This window comes from Stenotrophomonas sp. CC22-02 (assembly GCF_004365115.1).
GTDB classification, from domain to species: domain Bacteria; phylum Pseudomonadota; class Gammaproteobacteria; order Xanthomonadales; family Xanthomonadaceae; genus Stenotrophomonas; species Stenotrophomonas forensis.
Genome location: NZ_SOCO01000001.1, coordinates 1324406 through 1347266 on the forward strand (window position 1 = coordinate 1324406; position 22861 = coordinate 1347266).

18 protein-coding genes are annotated in these 22861 nt (G+C 66.1%); 14 read left to right on the forward strand and 4 right to left on the reverse strand.

All coding sequences use genetic code 11. The features are described from left to right. Nucleotides 1–51 precede the first annotated feature (51 nt). The 3 genes from N440_RS06345 to N440_RS06355 all read right to left on the reverse strand — a co-directional run bounded on the left by N440_RS06345 (nucleotide 52) and on the right by N440_RS06355 (nucleotide 4439). Nucleotides 52–1260 (reverse strand): acetyl-CoA C-acyltransferase, encoded by a 1209-nt coding sequence (locus N440_RS06345; RefSeq protein ID WP_006431022.1) that lies wholly within the window; start codon nucleotides 1258–1260, stop codon nucleotides 52–54. 99 nt (nucleotides 1261–1359) lie between these two features. Continuing rightward, a complete protein-coding gene (locus N440_RS06350; RefSeq protein ID WP_133934445.1) occupies nucleotides 1360–3732 on the reverse strand; it encodes a 3-hydroxyacyl-CoA dehydrogenase/enoyl-CoA hydratase family protein in 2373 nt (790 codons plus the stop codon). Nucleotides 3733–3785: 53 nt separating this feature from the next. Continuing rightward, nucleotides 3786–4439, reverse strand: coding sequence for a TetR family transcriptional regulator (locus N440_RS06355; protein WP_006431024.1), 654 nt, complete (start codon nucleotides 4437–4439; stop codon nucleotides 3786–3788). 314 nt (nucleotides 4440–4753) lie between these two features. On the opposite strand from N440_RS06355, the gene ndk reads away from it, so the two are divergent. The 7 genes from ndk to der all read left to right on the forward strand — a co-directional run bounded on the left by ndk (nucleotide 4754) and on the right by der (nucleotide 11385). Then, a complete protein-coding gene (gene ndk, locus N440_RS06360; protein WP_008265389.1) occupies nucleotides 4754–5179 on the forward strand; it encodes a nucleoside-diphosphate kinase in 426 nt (141 codons plus the stop codon). A 10-nt stretch (nucleotides 5180–5189) separates the two neighbouring features. Then, entirely contained in the window at nucleotides 5190–6395 is a 1206-nt protein-coding gene (gene rlmN, locus N440_RS06365; protein ID WP_005409296.1) for a 23S rRNA (adenine(2503)-C(2))-methyltransferase RlmN, read from the forward strand. Next, nucleotides 6382–7167: a type IV pilus biogenesis/stability protein PilW gene (gene pilW / locus N440_RS06370; RefSeq protein WP_133934446.1), complete on the forward strand. Its 786-nt coding sequence runs from the start codon at nucleotides 6382–6384 to the stop codon at nucleotides 7165–7167. The genes rlmN and pilW overlap by 14 nt, the downstream gene beginning before the upstream one ends. Nucleotides 7168–7185: 18 nt before the next feature. Beyond that, the gene (locus tag N440_RS06375) at nucleotides 7186–8058 is read left to right on the forward strand and encodes a RodZ domain-containing protein (RefSeq protein WP_133934447.1); all 873 of its coding nucleotides are present in this window, start codon (nucleotides 7186–7188) and stop codon (nucleotides 8056–8058) included. Between the two features lie 65 nt (nucleotides 8059–8123). Further along, nucleotides 8124–8762 (forward strand): tetratricopeptide repeat protein, encoded by a 639-nt coding sequence (locus tag N440_RS06380; RefSeq protein ID WP_006434876.1) that lies wholly within the window; start codon nucleotides 8124–8126, stop codon nucleotides 8760–8762. Further along, a complete protein-coding gene (gene bamB / locus N440_RS06385) occupies nucleotides 8762–9970 on the forward strand; it encodes an outer membrane protein assembly factor BamB (protein WP_040007922.1) in 1209 nt (402 codons plus the stop codon). Before N440_RS06380 ends, bamB begins: the two co-directional genes overlap by 1 nt. 17 nt (nucleotides 9971–9987) lie before the next feature. After that, nucleotides 9988–11385, forward strand: a complete 1398-nt coding sequence (gene der, locus N440_RS06390; protein WP_008264979.1) for a ribosome biogenesis GTPase Der — start codon at nucleotides 9988–9990, stop codon at nucleotides 11383–11385. A 60-nt stretch (nucleotides 11386–11445) separates the two neighbouring features. Here the strand turns inward: der and N440_RS06395 are convergent, their stop codons facing one another. Then, a complete protein-coding gene (locus tag N440_RS06395; RefSeq protein ID WP_208322780.1) occupies nucleotides 11446–12480 on the reverse strand; it encodes an alcohol dehydrogenase catalytic domain-containing protein in 1035 nt (344 codons plus the stop codon). 107 nt (nucleotides 12481–12587) lie between these two features. Between N440_RS06395 and N440_RS06400 the strand changes: the two genes are divergently transcribed. From N440_RS06400 to N440_RS06430, 7 genes are all read left to right on the forward strand, one after another. Then, nucleotides 12588–13520, forward strand: coding sequence for a LysR family transcriptional regulator (locus N440_RS06400; RefSeq protein ID WP_133934448.1), 933 nt, complete (start codon nucleotides 12588–12590; stop codon nucleotides 13518–13520). A gap of 51 nt (nucleotides 13521–13571) precedes the next feature. Continuing rightward, nucleotides 13572–14708 carry a molybdopterin-synthase adenylyltransferase MoeB gene (moeB, locus tag N440_RS06405; protein WP_133934449.1) on the forward strand — a complete coding sequence of 379 codons (1137 nt, stop codon included), beginning with the start codon at nucleotides 13572–13574 and terminating at the stop codon, nucleotides 14706–14708. Nucleotides 14709–15012: 304 nt separating this feature from the next. Beyond that, a complete protein-coding gene (locus tag N440_RS06410; protein WP_053449528.1) occupies nucleotides 15013–16845 on the forward strand; it encodes a monovalent cation:proton antiporter-2 (CPA2) family protein in 1833 nt (610 codons plus the stop codon). A gap of 222 nt (nucleotides 16846–17067) precedes the next feature. Beyond that, a complete protein-coding gene (gene folD, locus N440_RS06415) occupies nucleotides 17068–17946 on the forward strand; it encodes a bifunctional methylenetetrahydrofolate dehydrogenase/methenyltetrahydrofolate cyclohydrolase FolD (RefSeq protein WP_014036908.1) in 879 nt (292 codons plus the stop codon). Nucleotides 17947–18475: 529 nt separating this feature from the next. After that, a complete protein-coding gene (guaB, locus tag N440_RS06420) occupies nucleotides 18476–19933 on the forward strand; it encodes an IMP dehydrogenase (protein ID WP_133934450.1) in 1458 nt (485 codons plus the stop codon). A 104-nt stretch (nucleotides 19934–20037) separates the two neighbouring features. Next, nucleotides 20038–21603 carry a glutamine-hydrolyzing GMP synthase gene (guaA, locus tag N440_RS06425; protein WP_005413109.1) on the forward strand — a complete coding sequence of 522 codons (1566 nt, stop codon included), beginning with the start codon at nucleotides 20038–20040 and terminating at the stop codon, nucleotides 21601–21603. A gap of 249 nt (nucleotides 21604–21852) precedes the next feature. Beyond that, nucleotides 21853–22845 (forward strand): restriction endonuclease, encoded by a 993-nt coding sequence (locus N440_RS06430; protein WP_133934451.1) that lies wholly within the window; start codon nucleotides 21853–21855, stop codon nucleotides 22843–22845. Nucleotides 22846–22861: the final 16 nt, after the last annotated feature.

Sequence of the window (22861 nt, forward strand, 5' to 3'; positions counted from 1 at the left end):
CCTGCCGACCCGGCCCACGCCATGAAGCCTAACGAGGCAACGCCTTGAACCTTACAGCGCCTCGAAAATGCCCGCCGCGCCCATGCCGGTGCCGATGCACATCGTCACCATGCCGTACTTCTGCTGGCGACGACGCAGGCCGTGCAGCAGGGTCGCGGTACGGATCGCGCCGGTCGCACCCAGCGGATGGCCCAGGGCGATCGCGCCGCCCAGCGGGTTGACCTTGCTCGGGTCCAGGCCGCAATCGCGGATCACCGCCAGCGACTGCGCGGCGAAGGCTTCGTTGAGCTCGATCCAGTCCAGCTGGTCCTGGGTCAGGCCGGCCTGCTTCAGTGCCTTCGGGATCGCGGCGATCGGGCCGATGCCCATCACTTCCGGACGCACGCCGGCCACCGAGAAACTGACGAAACGCGCCAGCGGGGTCAGGCCGTAATCCTTGATCGCCTGTTCCGAAGCCAGCAGCACGGCGCCGGCGCCATCGCTCATCTGCGAGGAGTTGCCGGCAGTGACGGTGCCGCCGAACTGGCCGTTGCGGAACACCGGACGCAGCTTGGCCAGGCCTTCGGCCGAGGAATCCGGGCGCGGGCCTTCGTCGGTGTCGGCTACCTTGTTGCGGGTGATGATGCGCTGGCCGTCGGCCAGGTCCGGCAGGTGCGAGACGATCTCGTACGGGCTGATCTCGTCCTTGAAGTCACCGTTCTGGATCGCGGCCATGGCCTTCTGGTGCGAGGCGAGGGCGAACGCATCCTGGTCTTCGCGCGAGACCTTCCATTCCTCGGCGACCTTCTCGGCGGTGATGCCCATGCCGTAGGCGATGGCCACGTGGTCGTTGTCGAACACGCTCGGTGCCATCGCGATCTTGTTGCCCATCATCGGCACCATCGACATCGACTCGGTGCCGCCGGCCAGCATCAGGTCGGCGTTGCCCAGGCGGATCGCGTCGGCGGCCTGCGCCACGGCCTGCAGGCCGGAGGAGCAGAAGCGGTTCACGGTCTGCGCGGCGATGGTGTTGGGCAGGCCGGCCAGCAGCACGCCGATGCGCGCCACGTTCATGCCCTGCTCGGCTTCCGGCATGGCGCAGCCGATGATTGCGTCATCGATGCGGTTGACGTCCACGCCCGGCGCCTGCGCGACGACGCTGCGCAACACGTGCGCAAGCATGTCGTCGGGGCGGGTGTTGCGGAACATGCCCTTGGGCGCCTTGCCAACCGGGGTGCGGGTGGCGGCGACGATGTAGGCGTCCTGGATTTGCTTGGTCATTGCAGTGATCTCTCGAATAGGTTTTGCCGGTGTGCCCACCAAGGTGGGCACCCACCAGAGGCAGAGGGATGCCGACCAGGGGCCGGCACCCGCCATCAATCAGTTACGCAGCGGCTTGCCGGTCTTCAGCATGTGCGCGATGCGGGCCTGGGTCTTTTCCTGCTGGGCCAGTTCGACGAAGTGCTTGCGCTCCAGGGTCAGCAGCCATTCTTCGTCGACCAGGGTGCCGCGGTCGACCTTGCCGCCGCACAGCACGGTGGCGATGCGCTCGGCGATCTCGTAGTCGTACGGGCTGATGAAACGGCCTTCCAGCATGTTGACCAGCATCATCTTGAAGGTGGCGATACCCACGTCACCGGCCACCTGGATGCGGCGTGCCGGCAGCGGCGGACGGTAGCCCGCTTCGGCCAGCGCACGGGCTTCGGCCTTGGCGATGTGCAGCGCCTCGTAGCTGTTGAACACCACCTTGTCGGTGCTGCGCAGCAGGCCCAGTTCCTTGGCGTTGACCGCCGAGTTGGAGACCTTGGCCATCGCCACGGTCTCGAAGGTCTTCTTCAGTTCGGCGAACACGTCACCGCCCGGGCCGGCGGCCTGCGAGGCACGCACGGCCAGTTCCTTCAGGCCACCGCCGGCCGGCAGCAGGCCGACGCCGGCCTCGACCAGGCCGATGTAGCTTTCCAGGAAGGCCACGGTCTTGGCGCTGTGCATCTGGAACTCGCAGCCGCCACCCAGGGCCAGGCCGCGCACGGCAGCCACCACCGGTACCAGCGAGTACTTGATGCGCTGGCTGGTGCGCTGGAAGTTGGCGACCATCTCTTCGAACTGGTCGACCTTGCCGGCCTGCAGCAGGCCGAGCGCACCGGCCAGGTCGGCACCGGCGGAGAAGGGCTCCTTCTGCTGCCAGATCACCAGGCCCTGGAAGTCCTTCTCGGCGCGGCTGACGCATTCCTGCAGGCCGTCCAGCACCTGGTCGGACACGGTGTTCATCTTGGTCTTGAAGCTGACCACGGCGATGCCGTCGCCGTCATGCCACATGCGCAGGCCGTCGTTCTCGAACACGGTCTCGCCCGGCGCGAACGTCTCGCCCAGCAGCGGATCGGGGAAGCGCTGGCGCTGGTACACCGGCAGCGACGAACGCGGCAGCTTGGCGTTGCGCGACGGGCTGTAGCTGCCCTCGGCGGCATGCACGCCGTCGCGGCCATCGAACACCCAGTCCGGCAGCGGGGCGTTGCTCATGCTCTTGCCGGCGACGATGTCATCGGCGATCCACTGCGCGACCTGCTTCCAGCCAGCGGCCTGCCAGGTTTCGAACGGGCCCAGCGACCAGCCGTAGCCCCAGCGGATGGCCAGGTCGACGTCGCGCGCGGTCTCGGCGATGTCGGCCAGGTGGTAGGCGCTGTAGTGGAACAGGTCGCGGAAGGTCGCCCACAGGAACTGCGCCTGCGGGTGCTGGCTCTCGCGCAGCTTGGCGAACTTCTCGGCCGGGTTCCTGATCTTCAGGATCTCGACCACTTCCGGTGCAGCGGCGCGGTCAGCCGGGCGGTAGTCCTGCTTTTCCAGGTCCAGCACGACGATGTCCTTGCCGACCTTGCGGAAGATGCCCGCGCCGGTCTTCTGGCCCAGCGCGCCCTTGGCGATCAGCGCGTCCAGCCACTTCGGCGACTTGAAGAACTCATGCCACGGGTCGTTGGGCAGGGTGTCGCCCATGGTCTTGATGACGTGGGCCATGGTGTCCAGGCCGACCACGTCGGAGGTGCGGTAGGTGGCCGACTTCGGGCGGCCGACCAGCGGGCCGGTCAGGCCGTCCACTTCATCGAAGCCCAGGCCGAACTGCTGGGTGTGGTGGATGGTGGACAGGATCGAGAACACGCCGATGCGGTTGCCGATGAAGTTCGGGGTGTCCTTGGCGTACACCACGCCCTTGCCCAGGGTGGTGACCAGGAATTCTTCCAGGCCTTCCAGCACGGCAGCATCGGTGGTGGTGGCCGGGATCAGCTCGGCCAGGTGCATGTAGCGCGGCGGGTTGAAGAAGTGCACGCCGCAGAAGCGGTGGCGCAGCTGCTCGGGCAGCACGTCGGCCAGCTTGTTGATGCCCAGGCCCGAGGTGTTGGAGGCCAGCACGGCGTGGTCGGCCACGAACGGGGCGATCTTCTTGTACAGGTCCTGCTTCCAGTCCATGCGCTCGGCAATGGCTTCGATGATCAGGTCGCAGTCCTTCAGCTGCTCCAGGCCGGACTCGTAGTTGGCCGGGGTGATGGCCTCGGCCAGCGACTTGCTGGCCAGCGGCGCCGGGCTCAGCTTGCCCAGGTTGGCGATCGCCTTCAGCACGATGCCGTCGGCCGGACCTTCCTTGGCGGGCAGGTCGAACAGCACGGTGTCGACGCCAGCGTTGGTGAGGTGGGCGGCGATCTGGGCACCCATGACGCCGGCACCCAGCACGGCGGCGCGGCGGACTAGCAGGGAATTGGACATGGTGTAGGGCCTTTGTTGGTCAGCAGTTACTGGGTGGGTCACACCCGGTGGAATCACGGGGAAGCGGGCAGGGCGCTGGCGCGTGCGGCGGCGCGGAACCCGGCTTCGGCGAAATGGATCAGTTCGTGGGCGGCATGGGCACGATGCGCCGCTTCGGTGACACCGGCGGGACGCTTGATCAGCCCGAAGTCGGCCATGGCATAGGTGAGCGAGCCGGCCAGGAAGTCCAGGCGCCAGTACAGCTCTTCCTTGCTCAGGTCGGGCGCGCATTCGGCAATCGCCTTGCCGAACGCACGCAGCACGTGGCCGTAGTGGTCGGACAGGAACTTGCGCAGGTTGTCGTTCTTCTCGGCGTAGGCGCGCGCGATCACGCGCACGAAGGCGCCGCCGTTCTGGCGGTCCTGGGCCAGCGCCAGCGCCGGCTCGACGAAGGCGGCCAGCACCGGGCGCAGCTGCCCGGGATGTTCGCTGCGGGCGCGCTCGAGCTGGGCCAGGCGGGCGCCGGTCATCTCGTCCATGCGGCGGCGGAACACCTCGTTGACCAGGTTTTCCTTGGAGCCGAAGTGGTAATTGACCGCTGCGATGTTGACGTCGGCCTGGCTGGTCACCTGGCGCAGCGAGGTGCCGGCGAAACCGTGCTGGGCAAACAGCTCCTCGGCGGCACCGAGGATGCGGTCCTTGGTCGAGAAGTGGGCGGGCTTGGCCATCGGCGGGCGGACCTTAATCAAACGATTGTTTGATACTAGAACCAGACGGTAGCGTATGGCATTTTGCAGTGCAGCAAAAATACCCGGGGCGGTCAGAATCCGCTCAGGTGGGTGAATGGGCGCAAAGGATAGTGCCGGCCGCTGGGGGCAGCCCGGCGGGCGCCAGCCTGCCGGCCAGCGGCCGGCACTACCACGACAGCGCTTTATCTTTTACAATTCGCCTACGTTTATCAGGCTAAGCCCGCGTCCCGACGCGGGTTTTTTTCATGTTACCCTTCGGGCCATCAGCGGCCCGATTCCATTGGAGACATCCCATGGCGCTGGAGCGCACCCTTTCGATCATCAAGCCGGACGCCGTTGCCAAGAACGTCATCGGCGAAATCTACGCCCGCTTCGAGAAGGCCGGCCTGAAGGTCGTGGCCGCCAAGTACAAGCAGCTGTCGCGCCGTGAAGCCGAAGGCTTCTACGCCGTGCACCGCGAGCGTCCGTTCTTCAACGCGCTGGTCGAGTTCATGATCTCCGGCCCGGTGATGATCCAGGCCCTGGAAGGCGAGAACGCCGTCCTGGCCCACCGCGACCTGCTGGGCGCCACCAACCCGAAGGAAGCCGCTGCGGGCACCATCCGCGCCGACTTCGCCGAATCCATCGATGCCAACGCCGCCCACGGCTCGGACTCGGTCGAGAATGCCGCGATTGAAATCGCCTACTTCTTCGCCGCCACCGAAGTCGTTTCGCGCTGAGAGTAATGCCGTGAACGAGGTCGTACAGTCCCCCGCCATCCAGCCGCTGCCGAAGTCGGCACCCACGGCTGGCAAGCAGAACCTGCTCGACCTCGATCGCGCGGGCCTGGAGAAGTTTTTCGTCGAGGTTCTCGGCGAGAAGAAGTTCCGTGCCCATCAGGTGATGAAGTGGATCCACCATCGCTACGTCACCGACTTCGATGAAATGACCGACCTCGGCAAGGTCCTGCGCGCCAAGCTGCAGGCCCATGCCGAGGTGCTGGTTCCGAACATCGTGTTCGACAAGCCCTCCGCCGACGGCACCCACAAGTGGTTGCTGGCGATGGGCGTGGATGGCAAGAACGCCATCGAGACCGTGTACATCCCCGACAAGACCCGCGGCACGCTGTGCGTGTCCTCGCAGGTCGGTTGCGGCCTGAACTGCACGTTCTGCTCCACCGCCACCCAGGGCTTCAACCGCAACCTGACCACCGCCGAGATCATCGGCCAGGTGTGGGTTGCCGCACGCCACCTGGGCAACGTGCCGCACCAGATGCGCCGCCTCACCAACGTGGTGATGATGGGCATGGGCGAGCCGCTGATGAATTTCGACAACGTCGTGCGCGCCATGAGCGTGATGCGCGACGACCTGGGCTACGGCCTGGCCAACAAGCGCGTGACCCTGTCGACCTCCGGCCTGGTGCCGCAGATCGACCGCCTGTCGGCCGAAAGCGACGTGTCGCTGGCGGTGTCGCTGCATGCGCCCAACGATGCGCTGCGCGAGACCCTGGTGCCGCTCAACAAGAAGTACCCGATCGCCGAGCTGATGGCCTCGTGCGCACGCTACCTGCGCGCCAACAAGCGCCGCGAATCGGTCACCTTCGAATACACCCTGATGAAGGGTATCAACGACAAGCCCGAGCATGCCCGCGAATTGGCCCGCCTGATGCGCCAGTTCGACAACGCGGTGCAGGCCAAGGATTCGGGCAAGGTCAACCTGATTCCGTTCAATCCGTTCCCGGGCACCCGCTACGAGCGTTCGGAAGAAGCGCACATCCGTGCCTTCCAGAAGATCCTGCTCGACAGCAACGTGCTGACCATGGTCCGCCGTACCCGTGGCGACGACATCGACGCCGCCTGCGGCCAGCTCAAGGGCCAGGTGATGGACCGCACCCGCCGCCAGGCGGAGTTCAACAAGACGCTGCAGGCGGGGAAGGGGAGCGATGCCGCGGCCTGACCGCCTCTGGCTGGCCCTGTTCGCAGGCGTGCTGGCCCTCTCGGTCGGCGGCTGCAAATCCCAACCCAAGGCCAAGCTGGGCCCCAGCGTGGCGCCGGTGTACTCGGTCCGCGATCCGGACAACGTCCGCCGCCAGGTGCGCTGGCAGGATCTGCTGGCGCTGGCCGCCCGCGACATGCAGGTCGGCAACCTCGATGCGGCCGAGCGCAAGGCCCGTGAGGCGCAGAAGCTGGCGCCGGAGGCTCCGGATGCGCTGGTGCTGCTGGCCGGCATCGACGAGCGCCGGGGCCGCACCCCGCAGGCCGGCGAGAGCTTCCGCAGGGCTGCCGAACTGGCGCCGCAGCGTGGCGACATCCTCAACAATTACGGTGCCTGGCTGTGCCAGCAGGGCCGGCCGGCCGAGTCGCTGGTCTGGTTCGACCGCGCCCTGCAGGCGCCAGGCTATGCCACGCCGGCCGAGGCGCAGGCCAATGCCGGCGGCTGCGCACTGGATGCCGGCCAGTTCGAACGTGCCGAACGCGACCTTCGCGCGGCGCTGACGACACTGCCTGACAACCCGGTCGCACTCGAGGCGATGGCCCAGCTCAGCTTCCGCCAGGGCCGCTACATGGAGGCCCGGGCCTTCGCCGAACGTAGGATGGCGGCTGCACCCGCAACGCGTTCCGTGTTACAACTTGCGTCTGAAATCGAAGCGCGGCTGGGCGATCGGGCGGCATCTGATCGCTATCTCCAGCGGATTCGACAGGAATTTCCGCAGGAAGCGGGCTCCTAACTCCAGGGTTGATGCATTGTGATTGATGACCAGACTGTGAGCGCTCTCGAGACTGCGGCCGGCTGCGGCACCCGCCTGCGCCAGGCCCGCGAAGCGGCCGGACTGACCCTCGAGGATGTCGGTACGCGCCTGCGCATGCCGGTCCAGGTGGTCAAGTCGCTGGAAGAGGAACAATGGCAGAAGCTCGGCGCGCCGGTGTTCGTGCGTGGCCAGCTGCGCAGCTATGCACGCCTGCTCAACGTGGATGTGAGCCAGCTGCTGGAGCAGGCCCAGGTCGGCCCGGTGGTTCCGCCCACCCTGGTCAGCCATACCCATACCCCGCGCGCGCGCCGCATTGCCGAGAATCTCGGCCGGCGCATGCTCTATGTCGGCATCACCGCGGTCCTGGCCGTGCCGGTGTGGTTCGCCACCCGTGGCCACTTCGACGGCAGTGCCACCCCGACGCCGAACACCGCCTCGCTGGACGCGATCCCGGCCGCCGTGCCGGTGGCTCCGTCCGCCGCAGGCGTCGAGCCGGCCACGCCGGTTGACGTGGCGAGCGCCCCGGCCAGCAAGCCGGCCGCGACCCCGTACGTGGCCTCGCTGGCCCCGGTGCCGCGATCGGCCCCGGCGCCGGCCGCTGCCGCCAACACGCTGGAGATGCAGTTCAGCGGCGACAGCTGGGTCGATATCGGCGGCCCGGACGGTGCCACCGTCGAGAAGGCACTGATCAAGTCCGGCGAAAGCCGCAGCTTCACCCCGGGCCAGGTGACCCGGGTGACCCTGGGCAACGCCTCGGCGGTCCAGGTTCAGCAGAACGGCGCTATCGTCGATCTGACCCCCTACCAGCGAGCCAACGTGGCACGCTTTCAGGTATCCTCTGAAGGCTCCGTAGTCCCGGTTTCGCACTGAGGCGCGGTTTCACCACCTTCGATTAAACCCAATGGTCCCTCCCGATGGGCGGGGCGAGAGTACGCATGGCGATCGACGATCTGCTCGACGAGCACGAACAAAGTGAACGCGTCCGCAGCTGGCTGCGGAAGAATGGCGCCAGCATCCTTGGTGGCGTGGTCATCGCCATCGGTGCCATCGCTGGCTGGCAGTGGTACCAGAAGGATCAGGGCGGCAAGCTGGCCTCGGCCAATGTCGAGTACCAGAAGGCGCTGCTCGGCCTGCAGCAGAACAAGCTCGACGATGCCTCCAAGGCCGTGAAGGCGCTTGAAGCCGGCCCGTCCAGCATCTACGGCGACCTCGCGGCGCTGCAGCTGGCCAAGGCCCAGGTCGACGCCGGCAAGAACGAAGAGGCGCTGGCCACCCTGCGCGGCGTGAAGGTCGAAGGTGACCTGCAGCGCGTGGTCGACCAGCGCGTGGCCCGCCTGCTGGTGGCCACCGGCAAGAGCGACGAGGCGATCAAGCTGCTGGGCAGCGCCACCGACAGCAGCAGCCTGGAAATCCATGGCGATGCGCTGATGGCGCAGGGCAAGCGTGACGACGCCCGTGCACAGTACGAGAAGGCGCTGAAGTCGCTGGACGTGGCAGCGCCGCAGCGGCGCCTGCTGGAAACCAAGGTTATGGATGCCGGCGGCACGGTCGCCGCCCCTGCGGAGTCGGTTTGATGAGTCAGAAGGTCATGATCACCCGCGTCGCCACCGTGCTCCTGATGGGCATGGCCCTGACCGGCTGCAGCACCGTGAAGGGCTGGTTCGCCGGCAAGGACGCGGCAGCGAAGAAGGCCCAGGAGCCGGCTGAGCTGGTCAAGTTCGAGCCCAGCGTCAAGGTCAACAAGGCCTGGTCGGTCAACCTCGGCAAGGGCGAGCGTCGCATCGGCGTGCGCCAGGGCCCGGCGGTGGCCAACGGCCACGTGTTCGCTGCGGCGATCACCGGTGGCGTGCACGCCATCGACCTGCAGACCGGCAAGAAGGTCTGGACCTGGGAGCCGAAGAAGGAAAAGAAGAAGCCGAAGCTGCGCCTGTCCGGCGGCCCGGGTGTCGGTGAGAACCTGGTCGTGATCGGCACGCTGGACGGCCAGGTCATTGCCCTGGACATCAACGACGGCAGCGAGAAGTGGCGCGCCCGTGTTCCGGGTGAAGTCATTGCCGCACCGGCCGTGGCCCAGGGCCTGGTGTTCGTGCGCAGCAACGATGGCCGCGTGACCGCCTTCGATGCCGGCAACGGCACCCAGAAGTGGTTCAACCCGAGCGAACTGCCGGCGCTGACCGTGCGCGGCAACGCGCCGGTGGTCACCGGCCCGGGCGTGCTGTTCATCGGCAAGGACGAGGGCGCGGTTGCGGCCCTGGCCCAGCAGGATGGCCGCACGCTGTGGGAACAGAACATCGGCAACGGCGAAGGCCGTACCGAGCTTGAGCGCATGGCCGACGTTGACGGTGCTCCGGTACTGGAGGGCAACACCCTCTACGTGAGCAGCTTCAAGAACCAGACCATGGCCATCGAAGGCCCGACCGGTCGCCCGCTGTGGGCGCGCGACCATGGCGGTGCCGGTGGCGTGGCGGTGTCGTCGGGCAATGTGTTCGTCACCGACAACAAGGGCGGCGTGTTCGGCCTGGACAAGGCGACCGGCGCGGCGATGTGGTCGCAGACCGAGCTGGCGCGTCGTTCGCTGACCGGCCCGGTACTGCAGGGTGATTACGTGGTCGTCGGTGACTACAAGGGATACGTGCACTGGTTGAAGACCTCCGATGGTGCGATGGCGGCACGGGCGAAGAGCGGCGGTGACGCCCTGCTGGCCCAGCCGGTCGTCGCAGACGGGGTGCTGCTGGTGCAGAACGTTGATGGCAAGCTGACCGCCTTCCGGTTGGCAAATTAAAAATTGGAGTAATCGCGATGCTGCCTTTGGTCGCCCTGGTTGGACGGCCGAATGTCGGCAAGTCGACTATTTTCAATGCGCTGACGCGCACCCGTGACGCGCTGGTCCATGACCAGCCCGGCGTCACCCGCGACCGCAACTACGGTGTCTGCCGTCTGGACGAGGACAACCATTTCCTCGTCGTCGACACCGGCGGTATCGCGGAAGAGGAAGAGGGTCTGGCCGGTGCTACCACCCGCCAGGCCCGCGCCGCTGCGGCGGAAGCGGACCTGATCCTGTTCGTGGTCGACGCCCGTGAGGGTACGTCGGCGATGGACGACGAGATCCTGGCCTGGCTGCGCAAGCTGTCGCGCCCGACGCTGCTGCTGATCAACAAGATCGACGGCACCGACGAGGACAGCGTTCGTTCGGAATTCGCCCGTTACGGCTTCGGCGAGATGCTGACCGTGTCGGCGGCGCATCGTCAGGGTCTGGACGACCTGCTGGACGAAGTGATCCAGCGCCTGCCGGAAGAAGGCAGCGGCGAAGAGCTGGACAACGATCCGAACCGCATCCGCATCGCCTTCGTCGGCCGCCCCAACGTGGGCAAGTCGACCCTGGTCAACCGCATCCTCGGCGAGGAGCGCATGATCGCTTCCGACGTGCCGGGTACCACCCGCGACTCGATCGCGGTGGACCTGGAGCGTGACGGCCGCGAGTACCGCCTGATCGATACCGCCGGCCTGCGCCGCCGCTCGCGCGTGGACGAGGTCGTCGAGAAGTTCTCGGTGGTCAAGACCATGCAGTCGATCGAGCAGTGCCAGGTGGCCGTGCTGATGCTGGATGCCACCGAAGGCGTGACCGACCAGGATGCCACCGTGCTTGGCGCCGTGCTCGATGCCGGCCGCGCACTGGTGATCGCCATCAACAAGTGGGATGGCCTGACCGAGTACCAGCGCGAACAGGCCGAGACCCTGCTGTCGCTGAAGCTGGGCTTCGTGCCGTGGGCCGAATCGGTGCGCATCTCGGCCAAGCATGGCTCGGGCCTGCGCGAGCTGTTCCGTGCGGTGCACCGCGCGCACGAGTCGGCCAACAAGACCTTCACCACCAGCGAAGTGAACAAGGCGCTGGAAGTGGCCTACGAGACCAACCCGCCGCCGACCATCCGCGGCCATGTCTCCAAGCTGCGTTACGTGCACCCGGCCGGCGCAAACCCGCCGACCTTCATCGTGCACGGCACGCGCCTGAAGGAGCTGCAGGAATCGTACAAGCGCTACCTGGAGAACTTCTTCCGCAAGCGCTTCAAGCTGATCGGCACCCCGGTGAGCTTCATCTTCCGCGAGGGTACCAACCCGTACGAGGGCAAGAAGAACGTCCTCACCGAGCGGCAGGTCAAGGCCAAGCGGCGCTTGATGAAGCACGTCAAGGGCAAGTGATGCAGAAGAAGGCGGCCGCAGGGCCGCCTTTTTCGTTTGACGCTTTGTGGCCGCCTTTCCTCAGGCGCTGCCCCACGGCAACAGGACGCCACGGAACCTCATCCTTCCTGACGACAGGCGGTCATACGCCTCGGTCGCCTGGTCCAGATCAAAGGTCTCGACCATTGGCTTCACCTTGCCGGCGGCGGCAAGCTGCAGCACTTCGCTGAGGTAGTGCTGGCCACCATGGGTGGCGCCGATCACGCGCTGGCGCATCATGTGGAACGGCACGCCTTCGGACGAGATCGAGAAGGGCTGGCTGAAGTCCAGGCCGCACAGCACAACGCGCCCATCGACACGCAGGCCGGTCATCGCCTCTTCGGCCGAGCTGAATTCATTGGTGGTCACCAGCAGTACGTCGGCGCCGCCGATGTCCTTCAGCTCCTTGCCATTGGCAACCACCTGGTCGGCGCCCAGCTGCAGGGCGAGCGCGTGCTTGTCTGCAGAATGGGTGAGGGCGATGGTCTCGAAGCCACAGGCCTTGGACAGCTGCAGGGCGACATGGCCCAGTCCGCCGATGCCAAGTACCGCAATCTTCTCCCGTGGCTGGGGCGCCGCATCGCGCAGCCCGCTCCAGGTGGTGTAACCGGCACACATCATCGGCGCCGCGTCCACGTAGGAGAGGCCGTCAGGCAGCAGTACCGTGCCTTCGGCAGAGATGGCGATGTACTGTGCGTGTCCACCCTGCGCAGCGAAGCCGGTGGTGCGAGGTGCATCGCAGTTCATTGCGGTCTGCCCGGACAAGGGCCGGCTCTCGCGGCAGTAGGGGCATCGCCCGCACGCGGATTGGACCCATGAGGTGCCCACGCGATCGCCCACCCGGCGCGTGTGCACGCCCGCGCCCACTTCCACGACCTCGCCGACCACTTCATGCCCCGGTGTCTGCGGATAGATGTCGCCGCCATAGCCTTGGGTTGCCCACACGTCCGTGTAGCACATGCCTGATGCGTGGACCTTGACCAGTACCTGGCCCGGTTCGATCACAGGCATCGGCACCTCCTGTACCTGCCACGGCACATTCGGCCCGGTCATCACAACCGCTTTCATCGTCTTCATCGTCTTGATCCTGTCCCGGTGGGTGAGCGCCGGAGGCGTGCGCCCACCGACACCCCGGAGCGTAGAATCGGCTGACTATCAAGACAATCGCTTCAATATTTCACGATATGGTGAGTCGAATTCAGCAATCGAGCGGAGGTGATCTGGCCGCCTTCACGGCGTTCCTGGCGGTGGCAGCGCACCGGAGCTTCCGCAGCGCGGCGGCAGAGTTGAACATCACGCCGTCGGCGATCAGTCATGCGATCAAGGCGCTCGAGCAGCGGCTGGGTGCGCGCCTGTTCAACCGCACCACGCGCAGCGTCTCGCTGACCGACGCCGGGGAGCGCCTGGCGGAAAAGCTGCGGCCGGCCATGGCCTCGATCGAGGAGGCCCTGCAGTCCGTGGACACTGAAGCCGGCACGCCGCGTGGCACGGTCCGCATCAACGCCAGTGAAGGCGCCATACGGCTCGTGCTGAAGCCGGTGCTTGCGCGCTTCCTGCGCCAGTATCCGCAGGTCCACCTGGACATCGTCAGTGACGGCAGGTTGGGCGATATCGTGTCGGAGGGTTTCGACGCAGGCATCCGCCTGACCGAAGCCGTGCCCCAGGACATGGTCGCGGTAGCGGTGACCGCCCCCATGCGCTTCGCGGCGATTGCTTCGCCGACGTACCTGCAGGCGCGTGGCCGGCCACTGCGGCCGCTGGATCTGCATCAGCACGACTGCATTCGTTTCCGCTTCGAAAGTGGGGCGATCTACCGTTGGGAGTTCGAGCATCAAGGCACCACCGAGCGGGTGAACGTCTCCGGGCCGATCACGCTGACGGACCAGCCGTTGATGGTCGACGCGGCCATTGAAGGTATCGGCATTGCCTTCGTTCCCGAGCATCTGGCGCTGGAGCCATTGGCCGATGGCCGCCTGCTGCGGCTGCTCGAGGACTGGTGTCCTGAGTTTCCCGGGCTTTCGCTGTACTACCCGGGCCATCGACATGTGCCGCCTGGGCTGAAAGCGCTGATCGGTCTTCTTCAGGAACAGCACGGCGGGCGCGGGCAGCCTGGGTAGCGCCGGGCATTGGTCAAGGCATGGCAGAGCGGCCTGCGCGATAATGCGGCCATGAGCATCCGAGAGCTTTCCCCCGCGCAGGCGCGCGAGCGCCTGGCCCATGGCGCCGTGCTGATCGATGTGCGCGAGGCGCACGAACGGGCCGGCGGCATGGCCGAGGGCGCGCGTGGCGTGGCCAAGGGCGCGCTGCAGGCCGACCCGGCCTCGCATCTGCCGCGGCACGACCAGGAAATCCTGCTGATCTGCCAGAGCGGCAAGCGCTCGGCCGATGCCGCGCTGTTCCTGCGGGAGGCCGGGTATGCCAACGTCGCTTCCGTGACGGGCGGTACCGTGGCCTGGCGCGAGCAGGTGCTGCCGCTGGTGCAGCCGCTGACCAGTGCGGCCGACCGCGACTTCTACGACCGCTATTCGCGCCACCTGCTGCTGCCGCAGGTGGGCGAGGCCGGCCAGCGTCGCCTGCAGCAGTCGCGCGTGCTGGTGCTGGGCGCGGGTGGGCTGGGCGCACCGGCCGGCTTCTATCTGGCTGCGGCCGGGGTAGGGCACCTGCGCTTCGCCGACCACGACCGCGTGGAGCGCAGCAACCTGCACCGGCAGATCGTGCACACCGAAGCCAGCGTCGGCCAGTTCAAGGTCGATTCCGCGCGTGAGCGGTTGCTGGCATTGAACCCGTCGATCGAGGTCGAAGCGGTACCCGCGCGCGTCACTTCCGAGAACGTCGACGCGCTTCTGGACGGTGTGGACGTGGTGCTGGACGGCTCGGACAACTTCCCGCTGCGTTACCTGCTCAACGACGCCTGCATCAAGCACGCCAAGCCACTGGTGTACGCCGCCATCGAGCGCTTTGACGGCCAGGTAAGCGTGTTTGACGCCGGCCGCCAGCGCGGCGTGGCACCGTGCTACCGCTGCCTGTTCCCCGAGCCGCCGCCGCCGGAGTTCGCGCCGAACTGTTCCGAGGCCGGTGTGCTGGGCGTGCTGCCGGGGCTGGCCGGGGTGCTGCAGGCCACCGAGGTGCTGAAGCTGCTGTTGGGCATCGGTGAGCCGCTGGTGGGGCGGCTGCTGCGCTTCGATGCGCTGGGCATGCGCTTCCGCGAGACCGGTATCCGGCCCGACCCGCACTGCCCGGTGTGCGCGCCGGGCGTGCCATTCCCGGGGTATATCGATTACGCCGCGTTTTGTCGGGGTGGGTGAACCCGGCTGGGGGAGGCTTTGGTAGATGCCGACCTTGGTCGGCGCTCTCGTGCCAACCAAGGTTGGCACCTACCGAAGCGGGTGCAAGGTTGGCACCTACCGAAGCGGGTGCAAGGTTGGCACCTACCGAAGCGGGTGCAAGGTTGGCGCGTGCCGAAGCGGGTGTGCGGTTTCGGGATGATGCTTGGGGTCACTCCCCACATCGTTCCACCTCCAAGACAATCCGGCGCAACATGCGTGCTATTGCCGTCATCGGCATTGCTCTATTGTTGAACCCGATTCTGGATCTTGGGGAAAGCACCGCATGGCGGTAGAAGCAGCGACCAGCGAGCTGGTCAAGGTCGTGGCCCTGTTGGGCGCGGCGGTGGTGATGGTGCCTTTGTTCCGCCGGGCCGGCCTGGGCTCGGTGCTGGGCTACTTCGCCGCTGGCCTGGCGATCGGACCGTTCGGGCTGGGCTGGTTCTCCGACCCGCAGGCGATCCTGCATACCGCCGAGCTCGGCGTGGTGATGTTTCTGTTCGTGATCGGCCTGGAGATGCGGCCCTCGCACCTGTGGAGCCTGCGCAAGGAAATCTTCGGGCTGGGCACGCTGCAGATCGTCACCTGTGCGCTGGTGCTGACCAGCATTGCCAAGCTGTTCGGCTTCCCCTGGCAGGTGGCCTTCATCGGCGCCACTGGCTTCGTGCTCACCTCCACCGCGGTGGTGATGCAGCTGCTGGCCGAGCGCGGTGACATCGCGCTGCCGTCGGGGCAGAAGATCGTCTCGATCCTGTTGTTCGAAGACCTGCTGATCGTGCCGTTGCTGGCGCTGGTGGCGTGGATGGCGCCGAGTGCGGGCAGCGCCGATGGCGAAGGCTCGCGCTGGCTGTCGGTGGCGATCGGCGTCGGTGCCATCGTCGGCCTGGTGCTGGTCGGCCGCTTCCTGCTCAATCCCTTGTTCCGCGTGCTGGCCGAATCGAAGGCGCGCGAGGTGATGACCGCCGCCGCGCTGCTGGTGGTGCTGGGCGCGGCGCTGCTGATGCAGCTGTCCGGCCTGTCGATGGCGATGGGCGCGTTCCTGGCCGGCGTGCTGTTGAGCGAGTCGACCTTCCGTCACCAGATTGAGGCGGACATTGAACCGTTCCGCGGCATCCTGCTCGGCCTGTTCTTCCTCAGCGTGGGCATGGCGCTGGACCTGAGCGTGGTAGCCGCGCACTGGCAGCTGATCCTCGGCCTGGTGCTGGCGTTGATGGCGGCCAAGGCGCTGTGCATCTACGTGGTCGCGCGCATCATGGGCAGCGACCACGCGCAGGCGCTGGATCGCGGTGTGCTGATGGCGCAGGGCGGCGAGTTCGCCTTCGTGCTGTTCTCCGCCGCCGCATCGGCCGGCGTGATCGACCTGGACATCAATGCCAACTTCACCGCCGTGGTGGTGCTGTCGATGGCGCTGACCCCGCTGGTGGTGCTGGTCTACAAGCGCGTGGCGCCGAAGCCGACGGTGAACATGGACGGCGTGGACGAGGCCGATGGCCTGTCCGGCAGCGTGCTGCTGATCGGCTTCGGCCGCTTCGGCCAGGTCGCCAGCCAGTCGCTGCTGGCGCGCGACGTGGACGTGACCATCATCGACAACGATGTGGAGATGATCCAGAGCGCGGCGCGGTTCGGTTTCAAGATCTATTACGGCGATGGCACGCGCCTGGACGTGCTGCATGCTTCGGGTGCCGCGACCGCGCGCGCGATTGCGGTGTGCGTGGACAAGGCCGAAGCCGCCGACCGCATCGTCGAACTGGTGGCGCATGAGTTCCCGCAGGCCAAGCTGATGGTGCGCTCGTTCGACCGCGAGCATTCGCTGCGGCTGATCCATGCCGGTGTCGATTTCCAGATCCGCGAGACGTTTGAATCGGCGGTGCTGTTTGGCCAGGCAGCGCTGGTGGAACTGGGTGCGGATGAGGATGACGCGGTGGAGATTGCCGAGCAGATCCGTCGCCGCGATGCTGAGCGCTTCGAGCTGGAAATTGCCGGCGGTGGTTTGAATGCCGGCGCGCGGATGATCTACGGCAACAGCCCGCAGGGCGTACCGACACCGACCCCGTTCACCGCACCGAAGCGCGCGAGCAAGACGCTGAACCCGCAGGACGTGCCGGAAGAGGAAGAGTAGCCCCGGTAGTGCCGGCCGCTGGCCGGCAATTACGGAAACGTTCCGACGTCATGAGGTTGCCGGCCAGCGGCCGGCACTACCGGCAGATACGGAAACGTTCCGACGCCATGGGGTTGCCGGCCAGCGGCCGGCACTACCGGGGCGCGGTGTCGACGCGCGGCGGTGGGCGAGGGGGCCTGAATCGGGGACAATAGCGTCCCCGCCGCCCCACGCCCGCTCCCGATGACCGATTCCGCCCCCCAGCTTCCTGCCCGCATCCTTGATGGCCGCCGTATCGCCGAGGACCTGCTCGACAGCCTGAAGGTGCGCGTCGACGCCCGTGTGGCCGCCGGTGGCAGCCGTCCGGGCCTGGCCGTGGTGCTGGTGGGCGGCGACCCGGCCTCGACCGTGTACGTGCGCAACAAGCGCCGTGCCGCCGAGAAGGTCGGCATCGAAGCGCATGACTACGATCTGCCGGCCGGCACCACCGAAGCCGAGCTGCTCGACTTGATCGACCAGCTCAACGCCGATCCGAAGATCAACGGCATCCTGATCCAGCTGCCGCTGCCGGGCATTCCGGACGCGCGCCGGCTGATCCAGCGCATCGACCCGCGCAAGGACGTGGACGGTTTCCATCCGGAAAACGTCGGCCACCTGGCCCTGCGCGAGTTCGGCCTGCGCCCGTGCACCCCGCGTGGCATCACCACGCTGCTGGGCCACACCGACCAGCCGGTACGCGGCCGCAACGCCACCATCGTGGGCGTGAGCAACCACGTCGGCCGGCCGATGGGCCTGGAACTGCTGATTGCCGGCTGCACCGTGACCAGCTGCCACAAGTTCACCCCCAAGGACGTGCTGGAACAGGCCGTGCGCAACGCCGACATCCTGGTGGTGGCGGTGGGTCGCCCGGGCATCGTGCCGGGCGAGTGGGTGAAGCCGGGCGCGGTGGTGATCGACGTGGGTATCAACCGGTTGGATGACGGCCGGTTGGTGGGCGATGTAGGGTTTGAAGCGGCTGCGCAGCGGGCCAGCTGGATCACCCCGGTTCCGGGCGGCGTCGGCCCGATGACCGTGGCCACGTTGATGCAGAACACCCTGGAAGCGGCCGAAGCGCTGAGCTGACCGGCTGTTGGGGAGGCCTGCTGTTGGTGGGTGCCAACCTTGGTTGGCACAAGCAGGGAGAGGCCTTTGCCCCATCTGGGGTGAGGGTGCCGGATGGATTGTGCCAACCAAGGTTGGCACCCACCCAAGGCAATTCCCGGGTGGCTTGGATGCCCGGCATGACCCGCTCCTGGTAGGTGCCAACCTTGGTTGGCACAAGCAGGAAGAGGCCTTTGCCCCATCTGGGGTGAGGGTGCCGGATGGATTGTGCCAACCAAGGTTGGCACCCACCCAAGGCAGTTCCCGGGTGGCTTGGATGCCCGGCATGACCCGCTCCTGGCAGGTGCCAACCTTGGTTGGCACAAGCAGGAAGAGGCCTTTGCCCCATCTGGGGTCAGGGTGTCGGATGGATTGTGCCAACCAAGGTTGGCACCCACCCAGTCCCCCTGAACCATTCGCCGCCCGCGCGACACTGCGTCGCATCTACCCCCTGCCACAGGGCGCGAAAACAGGGTAAAATGTCGCGCTTCCCCACATCTCGGGTATGCCGATGCTGCGCATCCAGGCTGAAGCACTCACTTACGACGACGTCTCGCTCGTCCCCGCCCATTCGACCATCCTGCCCAAGGACGTCAACCTCGAAACGCGGTTGACTCGCGACCTGAAGCTGAAGCTTCCGATCCTGTCCGCAGCCATGGATACCGTCACCGAAGCCCGCCTGGCCATCGCCATGGCACAGCTCGGCGGCATGGGCATCATCCACAAGAATCTCAGCCTGGAACAGCAGGCCGCGGAAGTGGCCAAGGTCAAGAAGTTCGAGGCCGGTGTCATCCGCGACCCGATCACCGTCGGCCCGGAAACCACCATCCGCGACGTGCTGGCCCTGACCCAGGCGCACAACATCTCCGGCGTGCCGGTGGTGGGCAGCGACGGCCTGCTGGCCGGCATCGTGACCCACCGCGATATGCGCTTCGAAACCGAGCTGGACGATCCGGTCCGCCACATCATGACCAAGAAGGATCGCCTGATCACGGTCAAGGAAGGCGCCGCCTCCGACGAAGTGCTGCAGCTGCTGCACCGCAACCGCATCGAAAAGGTGCTGGTGGTCAATGATTCGTTTGAACTGCGTGGCCTGATCACCGTCAAGGACATCCAGAAGAACACCGACTTCCCGAACGCCGCCAAGGATCTGTCGACCCGCCTGCTGGTCGGCGCTGCCGTCGGCGTGGCTGGCGATACCGATCGCCGCGTGGAAGCGCTGGTCGCCGCCGGCGTGGACGTGATCGTGGTCGATACCGCGCACGGCCACTCGCAGGGCGTGCTGGACCGCGTCAGCTGGGTCAAGAAGAACTTCCCGAACGTGCAGGTCATCGGTGGCAACATCTGCACCGGCGAAGCCGCACTGGCGCTGCTGGACAGCGGCGCGGACGCGGTCAAGGTCGGCATCGGCCCGGGCTCGATCTGCACCACGCGCGTCGTTGCCGGCGTCGGCGTGCCGCAGGTCACCGCCATTGATCTGGTGGCCGAAGCGCTGCAGGACCGCATCCCGCTGATCGCCGACGGTGGCATCCGCTACTCGGGCGACATCGGCAAGGCGCTGGCCGCCGGTGCCTCGACCATCATGGTTGGCGGCCTGCTGGCCGGTACCGAGGAATCGCCGGGCGAGACCGAGCTGTACCAGGGGCGTTCGTACAAGAGCTACCGCGGCATGGGTTCGCTGGCTGCCATGGAGAAGGGGTCGAAGGACCGCTACTTCCAGGACGCCGCCACCGCCGACAAGCTGGTGCCGGAAGGCATCGAAGGCCGCGTGCCGTACCGCGGCCCGGTGGGCGGCATCATCCACCAGCTGATGGGCGGCCTGCGCGCCACCATGGGCTACGTGGGCTGCGCCACCATCGAAGACATGCGCAGCAAGCCCAAGTTCGTCAAGATCAGCGGCGCCGGCCAGCGTGAGAGCCACGTCCACGACGTGACGATCACCAAAGAGCCGCCGAACTACCGCGCCTGACGCGGGATGAGCAAAGAGGAACGAGGAAGCTGATTCCCGTTCCTCTTTTTCCATCTGCTGCTGCAAATCTGATTTCGTTTTCCCTACTGCATTGCCAGGGCGCCATGACCAACATCCATAACGACAAGATCCTGATCCTCGATTTCGGCGCGCAGTACACGCAGCTGATCGCCCGCCGCATCCGCGAGCTGGGCGTCTACTGCGAAATCTGGGCGTGGGACCACAACCCGGCCGAGATCGCGGCGTTTGGCGCCAAGGGCATCATCCTGTCCGGTGGCCCGGAATCGACCACGCTACCGGGTGCGCCGGCCGCGCCGCAGGAAGTGTTCGACAGTGGCCTGCCGATCTTCGGCATCTGCTACGGCATGCAGACCCTGGCCGCGCAGCTGGGTGGTGCCACCGAAGCGGCGGACCAGCGCGAGTTCGGCCACGCCGAAGTGAACGTGATCAACCCGGACGCGCTGTTCAAGGGCCTGAGCGACCACGGCGGCGAGCCGAAGCTGAATGTCTGGATGAGCCACGGCGACCACGTCTCCGTTGCGCCGCCGGGCTTCACCATCACCGCCACCACCGACCGCATTCCGGTGGCCGCCATGGCCAACGAAGAAAAGCGCTGGTACGGCGTGCAGTTCCACCCGGAAGTGACCCACACCCTGCAGGGCCAGGCGCTGCTGCGCCGCTTCGTGGTGGACGTGTGCGGCTGCCAGACCCTGTGGACCGCCGCCAACATCATCGACGATCAGATCGCCCGTGTGCGCGAACAGGTGGGCGATGACGAAGTGATCCTGGGCCTGTCCGGCGGCGTCGATTCGTCGGTTGTGGCTGCGCTGCTGCACAAGGCCATCGGCGAGAAGCTGACCTGCGTGTTCGTGGATACCGGCCTGCTGCGCTGGCAGGAAGGCGACCAGGTGATGGCAATGTTTGCCGAGCACATGGGCGTAAAGGTGGTGCGCGTGAATGCCGCCGACCGTTACTTCGCTGCGCTGGAAGGCGTGAGCGACCCGGAAGCCAAGCGCAAGATCATCGGCAACCTGTTCGTTGAGATCTTCGACGAAGAGTCGAACAAGCTGAAGAACGCCAAGTGGCTGGCGCAGGGCACCATCTACCCGGACGTGATCGAGTCGGCCGGCAGCAAGACCGGCAAGGCGCATGTGATCAAGAGCCACCACAACGTGGGCGGCCTGCCGGAGCACATGAAGCTGGGCCTGGTGGAGCCGCTGCGCGAGCTGTTCAAGGACGAAGTGCGCCGCCTGGGCGTTGAGCTGGGCCTGCCGCGCACCATGGTCTACCGCCATCCGTTCCCGGGCCCGGGCCTGGGCGTGCGTATCCTGGGCGAAGTGAAGCGCGAATACGCCGAGCTGCTGGCCAAGGCCGATGCCATCTTCATTGATGAGCTGCGGAAGGCGGACCTGTACGACAAGACCAGCCAGGCGTTTGCCGTGTTCCTGCCGGTGAAGTCGGTGGGCGTGGTGGGTGATGCGCGTGCGTATGAGTGGGTGATTGCGCTGCGGGCCGTGGAGACGATCGACTTCATGACCGCGCATTGGGCACATCTGCCGTATGAGTTCCTGGGGACGGTGAGCAATCGGATCATCAATGAGTTGCGGGGGGTGTCGCGGGTTGTCTATGACATCTCGGGGAAGCCGCCGGCTACTATTGAGTGGGAATGAGTTGAAGAGCGAGGGCGCCGAGAGGCGCCCTTGTTGTTTGAGGGGAGGGGCGAGCCTATCAGTTGAGTCTAATGGGCGGGCCTAGCTGGGGCATTGACGACCATTGGGCGCTGATACAATGTCACTGGTAACCACTTCGCCAAGATCTGACTCGTAGAGCCACAGCTTGCGAAGTATCAAGCCCGTCGTGCTGACAGCCGAGTTCTTGGGCGGGCTGGATTAATGGCTTCGAGAATGGGAGGAGGCGCGATGGAGCGGATGTGGATGGTTCGCGGCGATGGCGGTACCTTGTATGACGCTTTTCGAGAGCGCGGTGTCGTTGCTGTCGGCTGGAATCAGCTCGCTGCTCATGCCAAACCTGGCGTCGGTCGAAAACAGCTGATCGGCCTCTATCAGGCGGCTGAGCCCCAGGCCAAGCATGGCACGGCAGTGTCAGGCGCTTCTCAGGTCTGGCGCTTCGTCAATGACATCCGAGATGGCGATTGGGTTATTACCTATTCTCCTTCAAATCGACTGTACTCGATCGGTAAGATTGCTGGTCCAGCTAAGCATCATGCCGATTGGGCAGAGCAGGGCATGTCTTTGGCCCGAGACGTTCACTGGGGCGAGCAAGAATTGCCGCGCGATCGTTTGGGCGCTGGGACAAAGAACAGTCTCGGTTCCACCTTGACGTTGTTCGAGGTGCCGCGAGTCGCTGCCGCTGAAGTTCTCGCTGCGGCTCTGGGCCAACCAGCCCCGATGACCGATGATGAGGTCGCTGAGATTGTGGCAGATCCGTTGGCTGACATTGACTCTCAGGCGGTGGAGCGGATCAAGGACCGCGTCAACGAGCTTGATTGGGACGATATGCAGCAGCTGGTGGCCGGGATCCTGCGCGCCATGGGCTACAAGACTCAGGTCTCTCCGCCTGGTTTAGACCGAGGCAAAGACATCGTCGCTTCGCCGGATGGGTTCGGCTTCGAACACCCACGTATTATGGTGGAGGTTAAGCACCGGAAGGGGCAAATGAGGAGTCAGGAAATTCGCAGCTTCCTGGGCGGCCGACACAAGGACGATCGCGGATTGTACGTAAGTACCGGTGGTTTCACGAAGGATGCTCAATACGAAGCCGATCGCGCCTCAATACCTCTAGCGATGTGGACTCTGGACCATGTAGTTCGCGCGCTGATTGAGCACTATGACGCTACAGATGCCGAAACCAAACGAGTTATGCCGCTAAAGCGGCTGTACTGGCCTGCCTGAGGCCAGAGGAATAGCA

Excerpts from the sequence above, each read along its gene's own strand:
- N440_RS06345 (WP_006431022.1), bottom strand. The coding sequence starts at position 1,260 with ATGACCAAGCAAATCCAGGACGCCTACATCGTCGCCGCCACCCGCACC.
- N440_RS06350 (WP_133934445.1), bottom strand. The coding sequence starts at position 3,732 with ATGTCCAATTCCCTGCTAGTCCGCCGCGCCGCCGTGCTGGGTGCCGGC.
- N440_RS06355 (WP_006431024.1), bottom strand. The coding sequence starts at position 4,439 with ATGGCCAAGCCCGCCCACTTCTCGACCAAGGACCGCATCCTCGGTGCC.
- ndk (WP_008265389.1), top strand. The coding sequence starts at position 4,754 with ATGGCGCTGGAGCGCACCCTTTCGATCATCAAGCCGGACGCCGTTGCC.
- pilW (WP_133934446.1), top strand. The coding sequence starts at position 6,382 with ATGCCGCGGCCTGACCGCCTCTGGCTGGCCCTGTTCGCAGGCGTGCTG.
- N440_RS06380 (WP_006434876.1), top strand. The coding sequence starts at position 8,124 with ATGGCGATCGACGATCTGCTCGACGAGCACGAACAAAGTGAACGCGTC.
- bamB (WP_040007922.1), top strand. The coding sequence starts at position 8,762 with ATGAGTCAGAAGGTCATGATCACCCGCGTCGCCACCGTGCTCCTGATG.
- der (WP_008264979.1), top strand. The coding sequence starts at position 9,988 with ATGCTGCCTTTGGTCGCCCTGGTTGGACGGCCGAATGTCGGCAAGTCG.
- N440_RS06395 (WP_208322780.1), bottom strand. The coding sequence starts at position 12,480 with ATGAAGACGATGAAAGCGGTTGTGATGACCGGGCCGAATGTGCCGTGG.
- N440_RS06400 (WP_133934448.1), top strand. The coding sequence starts at position 12,588 with ATGGTGAGTCGAATTCAGCAATCGAGCGGAGGTGATCTGGCCGCCTTC.
- moeB (WP_133934449.1), top strand. The coding sequence starts at position 13,572 with ATGAGCATCCGAGAGCTTTCCCCCGCGCAGGCGCGCGAGCGCCTGGCC.
- N440_RS06410 (WP_053449528.1), top strand. The coding sequence starts at position 15,013 with ATGGCGGTAGAAGCAGCGACCAGCGAGCTGGTCAAGGTCGTGGCCCTG.
- folD (WP_014036908.1), top strand. The coding sequence starts at position 17,068 with ATGACCGATTCCGCCCCCCAGCTTCCTGCCCGCATCCTTGATGGCCGC.
- guaB (WP_133934450.1), top strand. The coding sequence starts at position 18,476 with ATGCTGCGCATCCAGGCTGAAGCACTCACTTACGACGACGTCTCGCTC.
- guaA (WP_005413109.1), top strand. The coding sequence starts at position 20,038 with ATGACCAACATCCATAACGACAAGATCCTGATCCTCGATTTCGGCGCG.
- N440_RS06430 (WP_133934451.1), top strand. The coding sequence starts at position 21,853 with ATGGAGCGGATGTGGATGGTTCGCGGCGATGGCGGTACCTTGTATGAC.